Source organism: Curtobacterium sp. VKM Ac-2922, assembly GCF_022815645.1.
Taxonomy (GTDB): domain Bacteria; phylum Actinomycetota; class Actinomycetes; order Actinomycetales; family Microbacteriaceae; genus Curtobacterium.
In genome coordinates, this window is record NZ_JALGRO010000012.1 from 20,923 (window position 1) to 40,189 (window position 19,267).

Annotated in this window: 16 protein-coding genes; 2 read left to right on the forward strand and 14 right to left on the reverse strand. The window is 71.2% G+C overall.

The genetic code is table 11. The features are described 5' to 3' along the window. Positions 1-315: 315 nt before the first annotated feature. The 13 genes from MT346_RS18460 to MT346_RS14135 form a co-directional block, all read right to left on the reverse strand. Entirely contained in the window at positions 316-1,560 is a 1,245-nt protein-coding gene (locus MT346_RS18460; protein ID WP_243563713.1) for an FtsQ-type POTRA domain-containing protein, read from the reverse strand. Then, positions 1,557-2,996: a UDP-N-acetylmuramate--L-alanine ligase gene (gene murC, locus MT346_RS14080; RefSeq protein WP_243563714.1), complete on the reverse strand. Its 1,440-nt coding sequence runs from the start codon at positions 2,994-2,996 to the stop codon at positions 1,557-1,559. The genes MT346_RS18460 and murC overlap by 4 nt, the downstream gene beginning before the upstream one ends. Further along, on the reverse strand, positions 2,993-4,126 hold the full coding sequence (locus MT346_RS14085) for a glycosyltransferase (RefSeq protein ID WP_243563715.1): 1,134 nt from the start codon (positions 4,124-4,126) through the stop codon (positions 2,993-2,995). Before MT346_RS14085 ends, murC begins: the two co-directional genes overlap by 4 nt. Continuing rightward, positions 4,123-5,439: a putative lipid II flippase FtsW gene (ftsW, locus tag MT346_RS14090; RefSeq protein ID WP_243563716.1), complete on the reverse strand. Its 1,317-nt coding sequence runs from the start codon at positions 5,437-5,439 to the stop codon at positions 4,123-4,125. Before ftsW ends, MT346_RS14085 begins: the two co-directional genes overlap by 4 nt. Beyond that, positions 5,405-6,949: a UDP-N-acetylmuramoyl-L-alanine--D-glutamate ligase gene (gene murD, locus MT346_RS14095; protein WP_243563717.1), complete on the reverse strand. Its 1,545-nt coding sequence runs from the start codon at positions 6,947-6,949 to the stop codon at positions 5,405-5,407. Before murD ends, ftsW begins: the two co-directional genes overlap by 35 nt. Further along, positions 6,942-8,045: a phospho-N-acetylmuramoyl-pentapeptide-transferase gene (gene mraY, locus MT346_RS14100; RefSeq protein ID WP_243563719.1), complete on the reverse strand. Its 1,104-nt coding sequence runs from the start codon at positions 8,043-8,045 to the stop codon at positions 6,942-6,944. The genes murD and mraY overlap by 8 nt, the downstream gene beginning before the upstream one ends. Next, positions 8,042-9,550 carry a UDP-N-acetylmuramoyl-tripeptide--D-alanyl-D-alanine ligase gene (murF, locus tag MT346_RS14105; protein WP_243563720.1) on the reverse strand — a complete coding sequence of 503 codons (1,509 nt, stop codon included), beginning with the start codon at positions 9,548-9,550 and terminating at the stop codon, positions 8,042-8,044. Before murF ends, mraY begins: the two co-directional genes overlap by 4 nt. Next, positions 9,547-11,178 carry a Mur ligase family protein gene (locus MT346_RS14110; protein ID WP_243563721.1) on the reverse strand — a complete coding sequence of 544 codons (1,632 nt, stop codon included), beginning with the start codon at positions 11,176-11,178 and terminating at the stop codon, positions 9,547-9,549. The genes murF and MT346_RS14110 overlap by 4 nt, the downstream gene beginning before the upstream one ends. A 35-nt stretch (positions 11,179-11,213) precedes the next feature. Beyond that, a complete protein-coding gene (locus MT346_RS14115) occupies positions 11,214-12,983 on the reverse strand; it encodes a penicillin-binding protein 2 (RefSeq protein ID WP_243563722.1) in 1,770 nt (589 codons plus the stop codon). 60 nt (positions 12,984-13,043) lie between these two features. Then, positions 13,044-13,754 carry a hypothetical protein gene (locus tag MT346_RS14120; RefSeq protein ID WP_243563723.1) on the reverse strand — a complete coding sequence of 237 codons (711 nt, stop codon included), beginning with the start codon at positions 13,752-13,754 and terminating at the stop codon, positions 13,044-13,046. Position 13,755: 1 nt separating this feature from the next. Next, a complete protein-coding gene (gene rsmH / locus MT346_RS14125; protein ID WP_243563724.1) occupies positions 13,756-14,727 on the reverse strand; it encodes a 16S rRNA (cytosine(1402)-N(4))-methyltransferase RsmH in 972 nt (323 codons plus the stop codon). Positions 14,728-14,832: 105 nt separating this feature from the next. Further along, on the reverse strand, positions 14,833-15,264 hold the full coding sequence (mraZ, locus tag MT346_RS14130) for a division/cell wall cluster transcriptional repressor MraZ (RefSeq protein WP_056125468.1): 432 nt from the start codon (positions 15,262-15,264) through the stop codon (positions 14,833-14,835). A gap of 410 nt (positions 15,265-15,674) precedes the next feature. Further along, entirely contained in the window at positions 15,675-16,061 is a 387-nt protein-coding gene (locus MT346_RS14135) for a DUF3040 domain-containing protein (protein ID WP_243563725.1), read from the reverse strand. Positions 16,062-16,144: 83 nt separating this feature from the next. On the opposite strand from MT346_RS14135, the gene MT346_RS14140 reads away from it, so the two are divergent. After that, positions 16,145-17,263: a polyprenyl synthetase family protein gene (locus MT346_RS14140; protein ID WP_374202531.1), complete on the forward strand. Its 1,119-nt coding sequence runs from the start codon at positions 16,145-16,147 to the stop codon at positions 17,261-17,263. A 193-nt stretch (positions 17,264-17,456) separates the two neighbouring features. On the opposite strand, the gene MT346_RS14145 is transcribed toward MT346_RS14140, so the two are convergent. After that, positions 17,457-17,813 carry an Rv2175c family DNA-binding protein gene (locus tag MT346_RS14145; protein ID WP_243563728.1) on the reverse strand — a complete coding sequence of 119 codons (357 nt, stop codon included), beginning with the start codon at positions 17,811-17,813 and terminating at the stop codon, positions 17,457-17,459. Between the two features lie 174 nt (positions 17,814-17,987). Here MT346_RS14145 and MT346_RS14150 point away from each other — a divergent pair, with 174 nt between their 5' ends. Next, a complete protein-coding gene (locus MT346_RS14150; protein WP_243563729.1) occupies positions 17,988-19,235 on the forward strand; it encodes a LysM peptidoglycan-binding domain-containing protein in 1,248 nt (415 codons plus the stop codon). The last annotated feature ends 32 nt before the right edge of the window (positions 19,236-19,267 follow it).

Genomic DNA, 19,267 nt, shown 5'->3' on the forward strand with positions numbered 1-19,267 from the left:
TCAACCTTTACTTGAAGTTCAGGGTCTTTGCTGCTAGGTGTGGTGCTTGCGACGACGCTACGGGGGCGCTCGCCACGGTGTCGTCCCGCCACGCCGCGTGTCGGCGATGTGGTCCCGCAATTCTGTCCGCTCGTGCCGCCAGGCGCGAGCCGGCCGCGCTCGGCGGCGACCGGCCGCGCCGACCGGCCGCGCCGAGTCTCGGCCCCGCGGACAGTTCGCGGCGTCCGGAGCGCACGATCTGTCCGCAGCGGCGAGACTCGGCGCGCGGACGCGACGGGTGGCAGGCGTGCAGGCACGCAGGCACGCAGGCGGGCGTCAGGACTGGTTGCGGATGATGCCGTTGTCCGGTGCAGACACGTCGTACTCCACCGCCGTGCCGGGGTCGCGGCTGGCGTGGTCCTTGACCAGGGCGTCGAGCAGCGCGGCCTTGGCGTCCGAGTCGTCGGGACTCCCCCACACCACGCGTGAGCCGTCCTGCATGGTCAGGGTGACGTCGTCGGCGGTCGAGGCCGCCACACCGGCCACCTGGGCGCGCACGGTCGACGGCAGCGCGAGCACGACCTCGGTCATCGTGCGGAACACGCTTGACCCGAGCTTCGCGCGACCGATGTCCGCGACGGGCATCGACTCAGGCTGCTTCGGCGACGACTGCACGACGATCCCCGCGGGGTCGACGAGCTGGAACGCATCACCGCTCTTGACGGCGACGACCGGGGTCCGCTCGGTCACGGTCACCACGAGCGTGTGCGGCGGTTCCTCTTCGGTGACGTAGCTCTCGATGAGCGGGAACCCGGCGATGTCCCGCTTGATCGCGCCGAAGTCGAGCCGGGCGAGCGGGGTCCCGATCTGGCCGGACAGCGCCTGGCGCAGCTGCGTGTCGTCGACGCGGCTGGTCCCCTTGATCTCGATCGTGCGGAGGGCCATCAGGGGCGAGAACACGGCGACCAGGATCGACACGCCCAGCACGAGCACGACGCTGGCGGCGGTGATGCCGATCGCTCGGCGGTGCCGCGAGCGCCGGGTGAACCGTCGGACCTCGGCGCGCTCGAGCAGCCGTCGCCGCTTGCGGGCGGCCCGCGCCTCGCGGGCGGTCTCCGCCGCGCGGACCTTCGTGCCGATGGGCGCGTCCGGCACGTCGGCTGCGTCCGCGTGCTCGGGACTGGAGGCCCGGTGCAGGTCGATCACGTCGGTCACGCCGGCGACGTGGTCACCCTCGTCCGCCGTCGCACGCTCGGACCCCGTCGCACGCTCAGAGCCTGTCGCGTGGTCGGACCCCGTCGCACCCCCGGATGCACGTCGCGCCCCGTCCTGCGCGGGCGCGACGTCCGCGACGGGGTGCGACGCTCGCAGGCCGGAGGTGGTGGGGGCGTCCGAGGCGACCGTCTCGTCGGCCGCAGCCGGCGTGTCGGTGTCGGGCCGGGCCTCCTGGGCGTGGCCCGCACCGCGACGGACGGACAGCCGCGGCATGCGCGGGACCCGACGCTCACGCGGCGCGCGCTCGCTCGCTGCCGACGCGTCCGGGGCCGCCGGACGGTCGTCGAAGCCCTCGGGACGCTTCACCGGGTGGGTGCTCCCTCGACCCGGAGCGTGCTGTCGTCCTGCAGCGCGCTGAGCACCTGCGGGATGATCCGGTACACGTCGCCGCAGCTGAGGGTCATGATGATGTCGCCGTCACGCGCGACCTCGGCCGCACGGGCCGAGGCGTCGGCCCAGTCGGGCAGGTACTCGACGCGCGACTGGTCGACGAAGCGCTCCTGCACCAGGGCGCCCGTGACACCGGGGACCGGGTCCTCGCGCGCGCCGTAGACGTCGAGCACGACGGTGTGGTCGGCGAGGTCCTCGTAGACCTTCGCGAAGTCGCCCGCCATCATCTGCGTGCGCGAGTACAGGTGCGGCTGGTGGATCGCGATGATCCGGCCGTCGCCGACGACGTTCCGCGCGGCCTTGAGCGCGGCCGCGACCTCGGTCGGGTGGTGGGCGTAGTCGTCGTACACCGACACGCCGCGCTCGACACCGTGCAGCTCGAAGCGCCGCTCGGTACCGCCGAAGGCCTCCAGCCCACGGATCGCGTCCTCGGGTGCGACGCCCAGGCCGACCAGCACCGCGAAGGCACCGACGGCGTTGATCGCGTTGTGGCGCCCCGGTACCCGCAGGGTCAGGTGGTGCGAGCGCCCGTCCGCACGGAAGTCGACCTCGACCCCGGCGGACTCGACGATGCGCTCGATGCGGACGTCGGCGTCCGCGGCCTCGCCGAAGGTCAGGATCTCCGGTGCGTCCGGCCGGGCACGGACGCCCTCGGTGACGCGCTTCGCCCCGGCGTCGTCGCTCGACACGACGACCCGCTCGCTGGCCTTGCCCGCGAACTCGACGAAGGCCTCGATGAACGCGTCCTCGGTGCCGTAGTGGTCCAGGTGGTCGGCGTCGACGTTGGTGATCAGCGCGACGGCGACGTCGTACAGCAGGAACGAGCCGTCGGACTCGTCGGCCTCGACCACGAACAGGTCGCTCGAGCCCGACGCCGAGCTGGTGCCGAGCGACTGGATCACACCGCCGTTGACGAAGCTCGGGTCGAGGCCCAGCTCGACCATCGCGGTGACGATCATGCCGGTCGACGTGGTCTTGCCGTGCGCACCCGCGACGGCGACCAGGCGGTGCTCGGCGATGAGCGCGGCCAGGGCCTGGGAGCGGTGCAGCACGGGCAGACCGCGGCGCTGGGCCTCGAGCAGCTCGGGGTTGTCCGGCCACAGGGCGCTCGTGACGACGATCGAGTCCGCGTCGCCGACGTTCGCGGCGTCGTGCCCGATGTGCACCTGGGCGCCGAGCTCGCGCATGCGGCCGGTGGTGGCGGTCTCGCGGGAGTCACTGCCGGTGACGGTGTGCCCGGCGGCCAGGAACAGCCGGGCGATGCCACTCATGCCGGAGCCGCCGATGCCGACGAAGTGGACCGTGCCGAGGTCGTCCGGGATCGGCTGGGTCAGGTCCGGCTTGATGGTCATGGTCGTTCCTCCGTGGTGCTGCCGGTGCGCTCGGTGCTGCCGGTGCGCTTGCTGGTGGCGGTCCGCGCGGCGTCGAGCGCGAGCTCGGTCATCCGGTCGGCGCCGTCGCGGTGTCCGACACTGCCGGACCGGACCGCCATGTCCGCGATGCGGGCACGGTCCTGCAGGACGTCCAGCAGGTGGAACGTCACCCAGTCCTGGTCGAACTCCTGGTCGTCCACGAGCACCGCTCCACCCGCCTGCACGACGTCGCGGGCGTTGTGCCGCTGCTCGCCGTTGCCGACAGGGTACGGCACCAGCACGCTCGGCAGCCCGACCGCGGTGAGCTCGCACACCATGCCCGCACCCGAGCGCGAGACGACGAAGTCGGAGGCGGCGTACGCCAGGTCCATCCGGTCGCAGTACGGCAGCACCGTGTAGCCGTCCAGGTCGCTCGGGCCGATGTCGCTCGCGGCGCCCACCACGTGCAGCACCTGCCAGCCGGCGCCCACGATGCTGGCGGCCGACCGGTTGACGGTCCGGTTGATGCTCCGGGCACCCGAGGACCCGCCCGTGACCAGCAGGACCGGCCGCGCGGGGTCGAGCCCGAACTCCGCCAGCCCCTCGGTGCGGCTGGCTCGCCGGTCGAGGCGCTCGACCTCGCGTCGCAGCGGCATGCCGACCACGCGCGCATGGCGCAGGCGGGTGTTGGAGAACGTGACCCCGACGTGCGTGGTCAGGAACGCGGCCAGCCGGTTCGCCAGACCCGGCTTGGCGTTCTGCTCGTGCACGACGATCGGGGTGCCGGTGCGCTTGGCGGCGATGTAGGCCGGCGCGGACGCGTAGCCCCCGACACCGAGCACCACGTCGACACCCCGGTCGCGGATGATCGCCTCGGTCTGCTTGACGGCACGCCAGAACGCCGCGGGGAACCGGAGTGCCGCAGCGTTCGGCTTCCGGGGGAACGGCAGACGCGGGATCGTCAGGAGCTCGTACCCGCGCATCGGGACCAGGCGGGACTCGAGCCCCTCGGCCGTGCCGAGCACGATGACCCGGTCGTCGGGCGATCGCTCGGTCAACCGGTCGGCGACCGCGAGCAGGGGGTTCACGTGCCCGGCGGTGCCGCCGCCGGCGAACAGGTAGGTGTTCATCGGAGTCGCCCGTCGACGAGCGGCCCGCGGTGCGCGTCGGGAAGGCGCCGCGCGGTCCCGCCGGCCGCCAGCGTGTGTCGGCTCGGCAGGTCGCGGGCGAAGGACAGCACGACGCCGATGGCCACCAGGGTCATGATGAGCGCCGAACCACCGGCCGAGATGAGTGGGAGCGGCACGCCGAGCACGGGCAGCAGGCCCAGGACGACGCCGATGTTGACGAGCGCCTGGCCGATGATCCAGGCGAGCACACCACCGGTGACCGTCCGGACGAACGGGTCGTCGGAGAGCCGGATGATGCGGACCATGCTGACGGCGAGCACGACGAAGAGCGCCAGGACGACGACCGCGCCGATCAGGCCGAGCTCTTCACCGATGATCGCGAAGATGTAGTCGTTGTCCGCCTCGGGCAGCCAGGACCACTTCGCCTTGGAGTTGCCGAGGCCGACGCCGAACACGCCACCGGAGGCCAGCGCCCACATGCCGTGGACGGGCTGCCAGCACAGGTCCTGGTACTGGCTGGTGTCCGTGCAGCCCGACAGCCACGCGCTGATGCGGGACGACCGCGAACTCGACGCCATGGTGATGAACGGCAGGAGCACGAGGATCGCGCCGACGCCGATGCCGAGGTGCCGCAGCCGGACCCCGCCGACGAACATCGCGCCGAAGACCAGGATCATCATGACCATCGCGGTCCCCTGGTCACCGCCGAACAGGACCAGGCCGATCGACCCGGCGGTGACCAGGCCGATGGGCGGCAGGATCTGCTTCCACTGGTCGAGCTTGTTGCGCTTCTGGTAGATGATCGTGCCGATGCCGAGCACCAGCGCGAGCTTGAGGATCTCGGACGGCTGCGCGGTGAAGCCGCCGAGCTTGATCCAGTTCCGGTTGCCCTGGATCGAGTAGCCGAGCGGCGTCAGGACGACCGCGGCCTGCACGATCAGGCCGAGCACGATCACCCAGCGCGAGTACTTGCGCCAGACCCCGGTCGGGATGCGGCTCGCGACGAGCATCAGGGGCACGCCGATGATCGCGTACAGCCCCTGCCGGGTGAAGGCGCCGAAGAAGTCGTGGGTCTTGGCGTACTGCTCGACGCTCGAGGACGACAGCACCATGACGACGCCGAACACCACCAGGAACAGGGTGACGCCGAGGATCGAGTAGAACGTGCTCGACTCGGCGACGAAGACGTTCTTCACCGCGACGACGGCGCCGTTCGGCCGCCGACCGCCGGCGCGCTGCGGGGTCGTGGTCGTGGTCGTCGAGCCGGTCGTGCGCGGGCTACGCGTCCCCGCCGGGATGTCCGGTGTCGCCATCGGTGTTTCCTCCCAGGTGATCGTGGACCGCCGCAGCGAATCGCTCGCCCCGGTCCGCGTACGAGACGAACTGGTCGAACGACGCAGCCGCCGGGGCGAGGAGGACCGTGTCGCCCGGTCTCGCGACCGATGCGGCATGTCGGACCGCCTCGGGCATGACCTGATCAGTGTCCGGTGCTTCGACCTGCAGGACCGGCACCGCGGGCGCGTGTCGCGCGAATGCCTCGAGCACGGGTCCCCGATCGGCGCCGATCACGACGACACCACGCGCGGTCGGACCGAAGCGCGCGACGAGCCCGTCGATGTCCACGCCCTTGAACTGCCCGCCGAGGATCCACACGACGGTCTCGAACGACGACAACGAGGCGGTGGCGGCGTGCGGGTTCGTGGCCTTGGAGTCGTCGACCCAGGCGATGCCGTCCGGGCCGGTGGCGACGAGCTCGGTGCGGTGGTGGTCGGCGCGGAAGGCCTGCACGGCGCGCTGGATCGAACTCGGGCGGACGGCACCGGCCCGGGCCAGCGCCGCGGCGGCGAGCACGTTCATCGTCATGTGCGGGCTGGCCAGACCGGCCTGCACCAGGTCGGCGTGGGTGGCGAGTTCGAGCGCGCTGTTCCGCCGGTCCTCGGTGAAGGCCCGGTCGCACAGCACGTCGTCCACGATGCCGACCTCGCTCGGGCCCGGGATGCCCGGTGTGAACCCGACGGCCCGGCAGCCCTCGACCACGTCGGCGTCCTCGACCATGCGCCGGGTCGCCTCGTCCGTGACGTTGTAGACGCACGCCAGCACGGTGCGCTCGTAGACCTTCGCCTTGGCGGCGCGGTAGGCGTCGGCGGACCCGTGCCACTCCAGGTGGTCGTCGGCGATGTTCAGGCAGGTCGACGCGAGCGGCAGGACCGCGCCGTCGCCGGCGTCGGCCATGTAGTGCAGCTGGTGGCTGGACAGCTCGACGACCAGCACGTCGAACCCGTCCGGGTCGCGCACGACGTCGAGCACCGGCACGCCGATGTTGCCGCACGCGACGGCGCGCAGCCCCTCGGCTTTAAACATGGCGGTGGTGAGCTGGGTGGTCGTGGTCTTGCCGTTGGTGCCCGTGATGGTCACCCACGGCGCGGCGACCGGCCCGCGCACGACCTTGTCGCGGACGCGCCAGGCGAGCTCGATGTCGCCCCAGACGGTGCTGTTGGCGACGGACCACTGCACGCTCGCGTTGTGCGGGGGCAGCCCGGGCGACACCACGACGACGTCGGGAGCCTGGTCGACCAGCGCTGCGGGCACGACGTCGAGCGAGGTCTGCACGAACCGTGCACCGATCACGTCGAGCAGCTCGACGCTGTCCGCCGGTGCGTCCGTCGAGTAGACCGTCACCGTGCTGCCCAGCTCGACCAGGGTGTCGGCGACCGAGAACCCGGTCGCACCGAGACCGAGCACCGCCACGTCGAGGCCCTTCCAGCCCTCGGCGTACCAGCTGTCGAGTCCCTGCAGCCGCTCCGAGGAGCCGTGGTCAACCAACGCGCGCGATCCATTCGAGGTAGAAGAGGCCGACACCCGCGGCGACGCAGAGTCCGGCGATGATCCAGAACCGCACGACGACCGTGACCTCGGCCCAGCCCTTGAGCTCGAAGTGGTGGTGCAGAGGGCTCATCCGGAAGATCCGCTTGCCGTGGGTGATCTTGAAGTACGCCCGCTGCAGGATGACCGACCCGGTGACGATGAAGAACAGGCCGCCGATCAGGATGAGCAGGAGCTCGGTGCGGCTGAGGATGGCGAGTCCGGCCAGCGCGCCGCCCAGGCCGAGCGACCCGGTGTCGCCCAGGAAGATCTGTGCGGGCGAGGTGTTGTACCAGAGGAACCCGATCAGGCCACCGCAGACCGCGGCGGCCACCACGGCCAGGTCGAGCGGGTTCGTCACGGTGTAGCAGGCGTGCTCGGTGCTGGCGTCGAGCCGGGCACCGCCGCAGATCTGGTTCGACTGCCAGAACCCGATGATGACGTACGAGCCGATCGCCAGGATGCTCGAGCCCGTCGCCAGGCCGTCCAGACCGTCGGCGACGTTGACGCCGTTCGACGTGGACACCGTGAGCAGGACGATCCACGCCAGGAACAGGATCGTGCCGATGACCGTGCCGAGCGCCATGAAGTCGAGCCACGGGATGTCCCGGATGGCGGAGATCATCGTGGACGCGGGCGGCTTGCCGGTCGAGCTCGGGACGACCAGCGCGACGGTCGCGAAGATCACGCCGACGATGACCTGGCCGAGCACCTTGGCCCAGCCGCCGAGCCCGAGACTGCGCTGCCGTCGGACCTTGAGGAAGTCGTCGACGAAGCCGACGAACCCGAGCCCGACCATCAGGAACAGCACGAGCATGCCGGACAGCGTCACCGAGTCGCGCCCGGCCAGGTGTCCGACGAAGTAGCCGATCACCGTACCGAGGATCAGGACGATGCCACCCATGGTCGCGGTGCCGCGCTTGGTGTGGTGCGACTGCGGACCGTCGTCGCGGATGAACTGTCCCCAGCCCAGACGGTGGAACAGCTTGATGAACAGCGGCGTGAGCAGCAGGGTGAACACCAGCGACACGCCGCCGGCGATCAAGAGGGCGATCATGCGGACACACCTCCGAGGCGGTCGCCCAGGTGACGCAGCCCGGCCGACTTCGAGGACTTGACGAGGACGACGTCGCCGGGGCGGACCATCTCCTGCAGGGTGTGGACGGCGTCGTCGACGTCCTCGATGAACACGGACTCGCCGTCCCACGATCCCTCGAGGGTGGCGGCCTGGTGGATGGGCATGGCGCCGCGGCCGACGACCACGAGCTGGCCGATGCCGAGCCGGACGACGAGTCGACCGATGCGGTCGTGCTCCTCGACCGAGAACTCGCCGAGTTCGGCCATCTCGCCGAGCACGGCGATGGTCCGCTCCCCCGGGCGCACGACCTGCGCCAGCGTGCGGAGTGCGGCGGCCATCGAGTCCGGCGATGCGTTGTAGGCGTCGTTGATGACCGTGACGCCCTCGGGTCCGTCCTGCAGCAGCTCCATGCGCCAGCGCTCGGCGCGCGTCATCGACGCGAGCGCCGCGGCGCCGTCGGCCAGCGGGACGCCCCAGCGGTGGGCGACGGCCAGGGCGGCCGTCGCGTTCATCGCGTGGTGCTCACCCAGGATGGCGAGGCGGACGTCGACGGTCTCGGGGACCGGCACCGGGCCTCCAGGCAGGCTGCCCTCCGACGTGCCGTCACCGCTCGGACCGACGGGAGGCGCGGTGAGCGTGAAGCGGGTGCCGTCGCGGTCCGTGGACACACCGGACAGGCGGTAGTCGGCCTGGGCGGACGTGCCGAAGCCGACGACGTCGGCCGCGGTCACGGCACGCATCGACGCGACACGGTCGTCGTCGACGTTGAGCAGCGCGGTGGCCGTCGACGGCAGGTCGGTGACCATCTCGGACTTGGCGCGCTGGGTCGCCTCGATGCCGCCGAACTCGCCGGCGTGCGCGAGCCCCACCTTGAGGACCACGCCGGTGTCCGGCTCGGCGATGCGGACGAGCTTGGCGATGTGGCCTGTGCCGCTCGCGCCCATCTCGACCACCAGGTACCGGGTGTCGTGGGTGATGCGGAGCATCGAGATCGGCGCTCCCACGTGGTTGTTGAACGAGCCCTCGGGTGCGACGGTCTCGCCGTGCGTGGACAGGATCGTGCGCAGCATGTTCTTCGTGCTGGTCTTGCCGTTCGAGCCGGTGATGCCGACGACGCGCAGCGGTGCCGGGGTGCCGTCCGTGTCCACGCGGTCGGCACTCGCCGTGCGGACGCGCGCGACGACCTCGTGCGCGAGCGCGGCCAGGGCGGCGTACCCGTCGGCGACGACGATCTGCGCGGTCGTGGCGTCCGCGGGCAGGTCGACGTGGCGTTCGGTGACGACCAGGGCCGCACCGGCCTGGGCCGCGGCGGGCACGAAGCGGTGCCCGTCGGTCTCCTCGCCCAGCAGCGCGAAGAACACGCTGCCGGGGCCGACCAGGCGGGAGTCGGTCTCCACCTGGCCGTCGGTGACGGTGTCGGGGGCACCACGAAGCAGCTCGCCGTCGATCGCGGCGGCGACCTCGGCGAGGGACAGGGCGATCATCGCGCTTCCTCCACCGGGCCGGAGTTCGGTTCCCAGCCGGCCTCGCGCAGCGCCGCTCGGGCTTCGTCGCGGGCCGAGTACGGCGTCCGCTCCCCCGCGATGTCGCGGTAGTCCTGGTGACCGGGGCCGGCCCACAGGATCGAGTCACCCTCGCCGACCAGACCGACCGCGGTCCGGATGGCCGCCTCGGGTGGGCTCACCTCGTGGATCTCGTGCTCGGGGTACGCGGCACGAGCGGCGTCCACCAGGGTCTTGCGGATGGACGCGGCGTCCTCGAACCGGGGGTGGTGGTCCGTCACGACCAGGATGTCGGAGCCCTCGGCGGCGACCCGGGCCATGTCGGCGCGCTTGGTGGTGTCGCGGTCGCCGTCGGCACCGAAGAGCATGACGACCTTGCCCGGGGTGAACTGGCGGACCGCTGCCAGGGTGTTGAGGAAGGCGTCGGGGCTGTGCCCGAAGTCGACGTAGACACTCGGACCGCGGTCACCGGAGACGCGTTCGGTCCGGCCCGGCAGGTAGCACTCGATCGCGCTGACGGGCTGGTCGTCGCCGTCGGCAGCGTCCTCGTAGTGGCGGTGGTTGCTCTCGAGCGCGTGCGCGATGGCACCGAGCTCGAAGCCGCCCTCGACCAGCATGACGATCGCCAGGGCGGCGTTCGCGGCCATGTGCCAGCCGATGAGCGGAACCCGGGTGGTCAGCTCGCGGCCCTCGGGACCCGTCAGACGGAACTCGGTGTACGCCGCGTGTGCCTCGACCACGTCGACGTGCCACTCGGCCTCGACGTCGGGGTGCACCGTGATGGTGGTGACCGGGATGCGGGAGTCCTGCACGACGCGCTGGCCCCACTCGGAGTCCAGCGACACGACGCCGCGGCGCCCGTGCTCGGGCTGGAACAGCGGGAGCTTCGCCTGGTAGTACTCCTCCATGTCGGCGTAGTCGTCGAGGTGGTCGTGGCTGAGGTTCGTGAAGGCGACGACGTCGAACACGATGCCGTCGACCCGGTGCCGGCTGAGGGCCTGCGCGCTCACCTCGACGGCGACCGCACGCACCTCGCTCTCGCGCATCCGCGCCAGCAGCGCGTGCATCTCGCTGGCCTCGGGCGTGGTCAGGCGGCTCGTGACGCTGAGCGAGCCGATGTGGCGCTCGGCGGTGGAGCTGAGGCCCGTGACCAGGCCGAGCTGCTTGAGGATCCCCTCGAGGATGTACGACGTGCTGGTCTTGCCGTTCGTGCCGGTGACGGCGAACAGCTGCGGCAGGTCGGTGGCCTCGTCCGGGTGGGTGCGGTAGACCCACGCGGACACGTCGCCGAGGGCGGCGCGGGGGTCGTCGACGACGAGCACGGGGAGCCCGGAGGCCTGGGCGGCCCCGACACCGTCGGTGTCGGTCAGCACCGCGACGGCACCGCGCTCGGCGGCCTCGGGTGCGAACTGGGCACCGTGGCGGTTCGCACCGTGCACGCCGACGAACAGGTCACCCGGCTGCACCTCGGCGGCACTCAGCGTGACGCCGGTCGTCTCGACGGCGTCGAGCGACCCGACGACCCGCAGCCCGAAGCCGTTGGCCAGCTCGGCCACGGCCCTCGGGGTCGGGTGTTCGGGACGGAGGACCGGGGGGATCCGTGCGGACACGTGCTCCTTCTTCCTCTCCACCTGGGCGGGTCGGCCTACCACGTCGAGGGGTAGGTCTGCGCCTGGGTCGTGGAGGGGGCGACGCGGTACTTCTCGAGCACCTGGGACATGAGTGTGCGGAACGCCGGAGCCGCTCCGGATGAGAACTTGCTCGTCTGCGGCTTCGTGAACGTCACCGTGACAACATACTGGGGGTCCTCGGCGGGTGCCATTCCGGCCACCGAGATGATGCGCTGAGCGCCGTACCCCTTGCCGCCCTCGGCCACCTCGGCGGTGCCCGTCTTGGCGGCGATGTTGTAGCCCGAGATCGGCTTCATCCCCACCAGGGTGCCGCCCGTGACGACGCTCTGCAGCATGTCGGTCACCTGCGTCGCCGCGTTGGCGGACACGACGCGCTCGCTCTGCACGTCGGGCGCGTCGATGGTCGTGCCGTCGGCCGTGGTGCAGCCCTTGACGAAGTGCAGCGGGATGCGCACGCCGTCGTTGGCGATGGTCTGGTAGATGCTCGCGACCTGCATGGCCGTCGTCGAGATGCCCTGGCCGAACATCGAGTTGATGTTCGTCTGCTGGTCCCAGTCCGGGCTCGCGCCGTACTGCATGCCGGGCTGCCCCGGGTAGTCGATCGCCGACTCGGGCTGGAACAGGCCGAACTTCTTCATGACGTCGTACCGCTGTTGCTCGGTCAGGCGCGTGCCGAGCTCGGTGATGCCGACGTTGGACGAGTCCCGCAGGATGCCGGTCAGCGTCAGGTTCTCGGTCGGGTGGAACTCGGCGTCGTGGATCGTGCCGCCCCAGGGGAACGTCCGCGAGTACGGCACGCTGACGCCGGTGGTCGGGGTGGCCTTGCCCTGGTCGATCAGCGCCGCCGCGATGGCCGCCTTGATCGTCGAGCCGGGCTCGTACGTGTCGGTGAGTGCACGGGAGCCGTACGCACCCTTGTCCTGGGTGGCGTCGACGTCGTTCGGGTCCACCGTCGGGTAGTCCGCCACCGCCAGGACCTCGCCCGTCTTCACCTTGGTGACCGTGGCGGTCGCGGATACCGCCTGCAGCTGCTGCGCGGCGTCGGCGATGTCCTGCGACGCCATGTACTGCAGGTCGCTGTCGATCGTCGTCTGCAGCGTGCCGCCGTCCTTGGCCTGCTTGGTCGTCACGGTGCTGCCGGGCAGCTGCACGCCGTCCTCGCCGCGCTCGTACGTCTGCGAACCGTTCGTGCCCGCCAGGCACTGGTCGTAGGCGTACTCCAGGCCGGCCTGCGCACCGTCGGTGCCCATGAAGCCGGTGATGTTGCCCGTGGTGGCGCCCGTCGGGTACGTCCGGGCCGACTGCTGCTGCGGGTACAGCCAGGGCACGTCGAGCGCACGCACGGCCTCGTAGTGGCTGACGTCCAGGCCCTTGACCAGGTACGCGAAGTCCGAGTTCGGCTGGGCGTCGATCGCCTTCTGCATCGCCGTGGCGTCCCCGCCGGACGCGCTCGCCACGGCCTTCAGGGCATCGGTGACACTGACGTCCTTGACGCGCGTGCCGCCGAGCTTGCCCTGGAAGTCCTTGACCAGCCGCGGGGCCGTCGTGATGTTGTACCGGGTCACGCTGTCGGCCAGTTCGGTGCCGTTGCGGTCGACGATCGAGCCACGCGTGCCGTAGAGCGTCACCGGGATGCTGCGCTTGGCGCTCGAGGCCTTGTTGAGCTCTGCCGCCTGCACGACCTGGATGTCGACCAACCGGATCACGAAGACCGCCACCAGGGCGATCACGGCGACGATGACGACGCTGTATCGGAGTCGGCGGTTGCGGATCGTCTTCGTCACGCGGTGCGGTCCTTCCCGGCTGGTTCTGCTGACCCGCAGGTCACCTGGCTGACCCGCAGGTCACCGGGTGGACGGTGCCTGGAGCTGGTTCGGGTCGGACTCTACGGAGGACGGCGACGAACCCCCGGCCGACGCGCTGGCGCCGCCGGTCTTCTCAGCGCCGGTCTTCTCAGCGCCGCTCTTCGTAGCGTCCGCCGTGCCGGAGGTCCCGGCGTCGGCGGTGGAGCCCGTCGCGGAGGTCCCCGCGCCGTTCTCCTTGCTGGTCGCCGTGTCGCCCGGCTTCGCCACCAGGGGGACGTCGTCCAGCAGGGAGTTCGGCACCTGGTTCGCGGTGTTGCCCGTCGCCTCGGCCGGGGTCGCGGGCGTCGGCGTGCCGTACACCCGACCGGTCTTCGGGTCGAGGTACACCGGTGTCGAGTTCGCGATCATGCCGAGCGACTGGGCGTTGCGTGCCAGGTTCTGCGGCGAGTCGAGCACCCGCAGGTTCTCGGACAGCGACTGCTGCGTGCGGCTGAGCGAGGTCTGCTGGGCGTTCAGCGCATCGAGCTCGTACGCCCCCTGACTGAGCACCATGCTGATGCCGAGCTGCGCGAGCAGCAGGGTCCCGAGGGCGCCCACCGCGACGATCGCGTAGGCGATCTTCGGGCGAGCGCGGCGCTGGGCCCGGGTCGACGTGACCTCGACGAGCTCCGGACGGTGTCGGTCTGCCGTGGGACGCGGCGCGCGCGACGGGACGACGGCAGGGTCGACGAGTGCGAGGTTCGTGCTCATGTCACTTCCGGATCCGCTCGGCCGCGCGGAGTCGCACGGGTGTTGCTCGGGGGTTGGCTGCGCGTTCGGCCTCGTCGGCCAGCTCCGCGCCCTTGACGACCAAGGAGAAGTTGGGGGCGTGCTCGGGGAGCTCCACCGGCAGGTCGGCCGGGGCGCTCGACGTGGTCCGTGCGACGAGGGCCCGCTTGACGATGCGGTCCTCGAGCGACTGGTAGGACTCGACGACGATCCGGCCGCCGACCGCGATGGCGTCGAGTGCCGCCGGGATCGCCCGCTCGAGCACGCTCAGCTCGGTGTTGACCTCGATGCGCAGCGCCTGGAACACGCGCTTCGCCGGGTGTCCCTGCCGCTGGATTGCGACCGGGGTGGCGTCGTGCAGCACCTGGACCAGGTCACCGGACATCGTGAAGGGCTGCTCGGCCCGACGCTCGACGATGGCCTTGGCGTAGCGGCCGGCGAGCTTCTCCTCGCCGTAGCGCTGGAAGATCCGGCGGAGTTCGCCCTCGTCGTAGTCGGCCAGCACCTCGGCCGCGGTGATGCCCTGCGTGCGGTCCATCCGCATGTCGAGCGGCGCGTCCTGGCTGTACGCGAAGCCGCGCTCGGCCCGGTCCAGCTGCAGCGAGGACACACCGAGGTCGAACAGCACGCCGTCGACCTGGTCGAACCCTTCGCCCCGGATCGCGTCGAGGATCTCGTCGTACACGGTGTGGACCAGGCGCACCCGGTCGCCGAAGCGGGCCAGACGGTCGCCCGCGATGCCGAGCGCGTCGGTGTCGCGGTCGAGCCCGATGAGCGTGAGCTCGGGGAACCGCTCGAGCAGGCCCTCGGAGTGGCCGCCCATGCCGAGCGTGGCGTCGACGACGACCTTGCCGGGGCCCTCGAGCGTCGGGGTGAAGAGGTCGACGATGCGCTCGAGCATCACCGGTGTGTGCGGGAACCGCTGGGGGGTGTCGCCGTTGGTGTGGTCTGTCATGTGCAGCCCTGATCTCCTGGGCCGCTGACCCGGATCCCCATCCATACCGACCTGACACCGGGGAAGGTGCATCAGGGCAGACGGCTGGGAGTCCCGGTCCGCGGATCAGAAGATGCCCGGGATCACCTCCTCGTCGTTCTCTGCGAAGGCCTCTTCGGCTTCGGCGTAGTAGGTCTCCCACGCGGTGGTCGACCAGATCTCGGCACGGTCACCGGAGCCGATGACCGTGAGGTCCCGCTCGAGCCCCGCGTACTCACGGAGGTTCTGCGGGATCGTCACGCGGTTCTGCTTGTCGGGCTGTTCTGCGCTGGCCCCCGAGAGGAACAGGCGCATGTAGTCCCTGGTGCGCTTCGACGTCATCGGCGCCTGACGGATGCGTTCGTGGATCTCCTCGAACGTCCGAGCGCTGAAGACCACCACGCACCGCTCTTGACCGCGGGTCATCACGAGCCCCCCGGACAGTTCGTCGCGGAACTTGGCGGGGAGGATCACGCGACCCTTCTCGTCGAGCTTCGGGGCATGCGTACCGAGCAGCACTCGGGGCCTCCCCTCAGCTCCACCGGTCTTCGATGGACCCCACGGTACTCCACTTCCCTCCACCACGGGGCAAAAGTGCTCCCCGAATCGTCGCTGTGCCCCCTTCTGGGGCGGCGGCGAAGGCCGCCGGGCAGCACAGAGGCCCGGAATCCCGGGCCAGTGGGCGGCAGCAGCTGCGGTGGAGCGAAGTGGAGGACTTTCGCAGCCATCGCGGCGCGGTGGACGGGCCGACACGACGGACGGGAGGCCCGTGGCGGCGTCGCCACGGGCCTCCCGTCCGTCTGTTGGTCACCTCACCCGCGTCACCCGCGCATCAGGGCAAGTCGGACCGCGCGCGGAACGGCCCCGGACGCACGGAACGGGGCCGGCCCGAGTGGGCCGACCCCGTTCCGGGAAGTCAGTTCATCGTCTCAACTGGGATCGTTGCGCTTGTCCCATCGATCGTTCATCCGGTCCATGAAGGACCCGCCGGAGGAACTCCCCCGTGCCCCACCGGACGACGGCGTCCGCGGTGCCTTGGAGGAGGACTTCGGCGCGCGCATGCCCGGGCGGAGCGCGAAGAGCACCCCGGCGAGCATCACGACGAAGCCGAGGACTCCGATCAGGGGCTGGCGCATGGCCAGCCCGAGGATGACGACTGCGACTCCAGCGAGCGCGCCCAGAACCCCGAGCGTGATCGACGTGTACGTCGGCCGCCCTTGTCGCCGGGTGACGCGCGCCACGAAGTCGGAGTCGTTCTGGTAGAGGCTGCGCTCCATCTCTTCGAGAAGTCGCTGCTCTTGCTCCGAGAGTGGCATCTTGATTCCCTCTTTGTCCCTGGGATCAACGCGTTGTTGGTTGGCCGATTCTATGTCTCGACCACTCCACTAGGGTAGGCACTGTGGCTGAGAGTACGCGATTAGTGGACCTCGTCTCGGCGCGGATCGATCGGGCGCTCGACGAGCAGCGCGATCGACTCGCCGCGATCAGTCCGGACCTGGCTCCGTTCGACGAGTTCGCCCGAGACCTGTTGTCCGGAGGCAAGCGCTTCCGGGCCCTGTTCTGCTACTGGGGGTGGCAGTCCGTGGCGGGACGTTCCGGGTCGTTCGACCCCTTGGCGGAAGGCTCGCGCCAGACCACGGCCGAGGCGGTCGTCACGGTCGCTGCTGCGCTCGAGGTCTTCCACGCGGCCGCCCTGGTGCACGACGACATCATGGACCGCTCGGACACCCGCCGCGGGCGTCCGGCAGCGCACCGACGGTTCGAGTCGCGGCACGCCGACGCCGGGTGGGTCGGTGACCGCGGGCTGTACGGCACGAACGCGGCCCTGCTGCTCGGCGACCTGCTGCTGTCCCTGAGCGACGCCGTGTTCGACGAGGGACTGGCCTTGCTCGACCCGGCGCGGGCACGGATCGTCCGCCAGGAGTTCCACGCGATGCGGCTCGACGTGACCGCCGGGCAGTACCTCGACATCCACGAGGAGACCGCCTGGCCGACGGTCGACGAGAGCGAGCACCTGCTCCGTGCGCAGCGCGTCGTCGTGTTCAAGTCCGCCAAGTACTCGGTCGAGGCGCCGCTCGTCATCGGCGCCCTGGTCGCCGGGGCCTCGGAGTCCCAGCTCGAGGGACTGCGGTCGTTCGGTCTGCCCCTCGGCGTGGCCTACCAGCTGCGGGACGACATGCTCGGTGTGTTCGGCGACCCCGAGCTCACCGGCAAGCCCGCGGGCGACGACCTGCGCGAGGGCAAGCGCACGGTCCTCATCGCGACGGCGCGCAAGGCGCTGCCGCAGGGCTCACGGTCGTTGCTCGACGAGCTGCTCGGCGACCCCGACCTCGACGAGGACCAGGTGCAGATGCTCCGCGCGACCCTGACCGACTCGGGCGCGGTCGCCGCGGTGGAGCGCTCGATCGACCGGCACGTCCAGCGGGCGAAGGCGGCCCTCGACGCATCGCCGCTCACACCGTCAGCGCGCGAGCAGCTCGCGTCGCTGGCGGACACGGTCAGCCGCCGGCAGGCGTAGGCGGCACCGGCGCGCCACGTCCGGCCCGGCCGGCCCGCCGCTGGCCGCTCGTCGCTCGCCGCTGGCCGCTGGCCGCTCGCCGAGACTCGGCCCGGCGGACATCGTGCGCCGTCGGCAGGCCGCAGGGTGTCCGCGGAGCCGAGACTCAGCGCGGCGGGGGCGGTCCGGCGGGGGCCGCGTGGCGGGGCGTCGCCTACAGCAGCGACTGCGCGACGCGGCGCACCTCGGCCTTGCGGCCGGCGCGCAACGCGGCGATCGGCGAGGTACCGAGCACGTCGTCGACGCTGAGCATCCAGCGCACGGCCTCGTCGTCCGAGAAGCCGTTGTCCGACAGCACGATGAGCGTGCCGCGCAGCTCGGGCAGCGGCTCGGCCCCGTCGAGGAACTCGGTCGGGACGCGCAGCACACCGCCGACGCGCGCCGGCAGCAGCGTGTGCTGCTCGAAGAGCCGGTGGACGCGGCCGGGGCTCACGCCGAGCAGGTCGACGAGGTCGGGGACCGTCAACCAGCGTTCGGAAAGGGTCAGGTCATCCCCACGTGTGGCACTCACACGTTCATGGTGCCAGAGTGCCGCCCGACTGCGAACCACAACACAAGTCACATTCGTCACGTGCACCACATCAAGCTCTCTGGTTGACTTGCGATTCACGACATGCCAGCGTGGAGTCGCCTGTGAATGCGCTCTCGCGTGCGCGCACGGCTCACCCCGAGACAGGAGCACCCCGTGGACACCGCAGCAGACGACCACGTTCGACGCCTACGATCCGCCCGCTTCGCCACCATGCCGATCGTCCTGGCGGGCACCATCGCCGTCACCGCGGGGCTGACCGGGCCCGTCGCCCACGCCGAGCCGCGGCACGACGACGACGGCTCCAACAAGCGGCACGTCGACCAGGACGGCAACGTCGGCCACCGCTCCGTGTTCACCACGGCCGTCGCCCGTCCCGCGCAGACCGTCGCCACCACCGTCGCGTCGGTGTCGAGCGCGCCGACGACGTACACGGTGCAGCAGGGCGACACCGTCTCGGCGATCGCGGCTCGCCACGGCCTGTCGGCACAAGAGGTCCTGGTGCGCAACGGCCTGGGCTGGAACACGATCATCCACCCCGGGCAGGTGCTCCACCTGGCTTCGACCCCGGTGGTCACCACGGTGCGCTCCGCTCCGGCGACCTCGACCAAGTACCACGTCAAGTCCGGCGACACGATCTCGGGCATCGCGGCCCGGACCGGCGTGTCGACCTCGGCACTGCTCGGCGCGAACAACCTGACCCTCAGCAGCGTGATCTACCCCGGGCAGAGCCTGACCGTGCCGAAGGCCGGCGCCGCGCCCGTCGCACCGGCCCGCACCACGTCGGCCCCCGCCACCTCGTCGGCACCCGCGGCGTCGACGGCGACCGCCGGTTCGGTCACCATCACGGCCGGTCAGACGATCGCCACGATCGCCGCCGCCCACCACGTCTCGGTGTCGGCGCTGCTCTCCGCCAACGGCCTGACGTACACGAGCACGATCTACGCCGGCAAGACCCTCGTCCTGCCCGCTGCCGGCCCGACCGCGGCCTCCGGCACCGCACTGACGGCCGAGCAGCGCGCGAACGCCGAGACGATCGTCCGCGTCGGCCGGTCGCTCGGCGTACCGCAGCGCGGCCTGGTCATCGCGCTCTCCGCCGCCATGCAGGAGTCGAGCCTGCGCAACCTGCCCCACGGGGACCGCGACTCGGTCGGTCTGTTCCAGCAGCGCCCGAGCCAGGGCTGGGGCACCGCCAGCCAGCTGCAGGACACGGCCTACGCGACGAAGCTATTCTTCGGCGGGCGCTCCAACCCGAACGCCGGCACCACACGTGGGCTGCTCGACGTCCCCGGCTGGTCGTCCAAGAGCGTGACCGACGCCGCCCAGGCGGTGCAGATGTCGGCCTACCCGAAGGCGTACGCCCAGTGGGAGCGGTCCGCGACCGCTTGGCTGGCGACGCTCTGACACCGCTCGGGCGCGGGGCCGTCCGGCGCCGC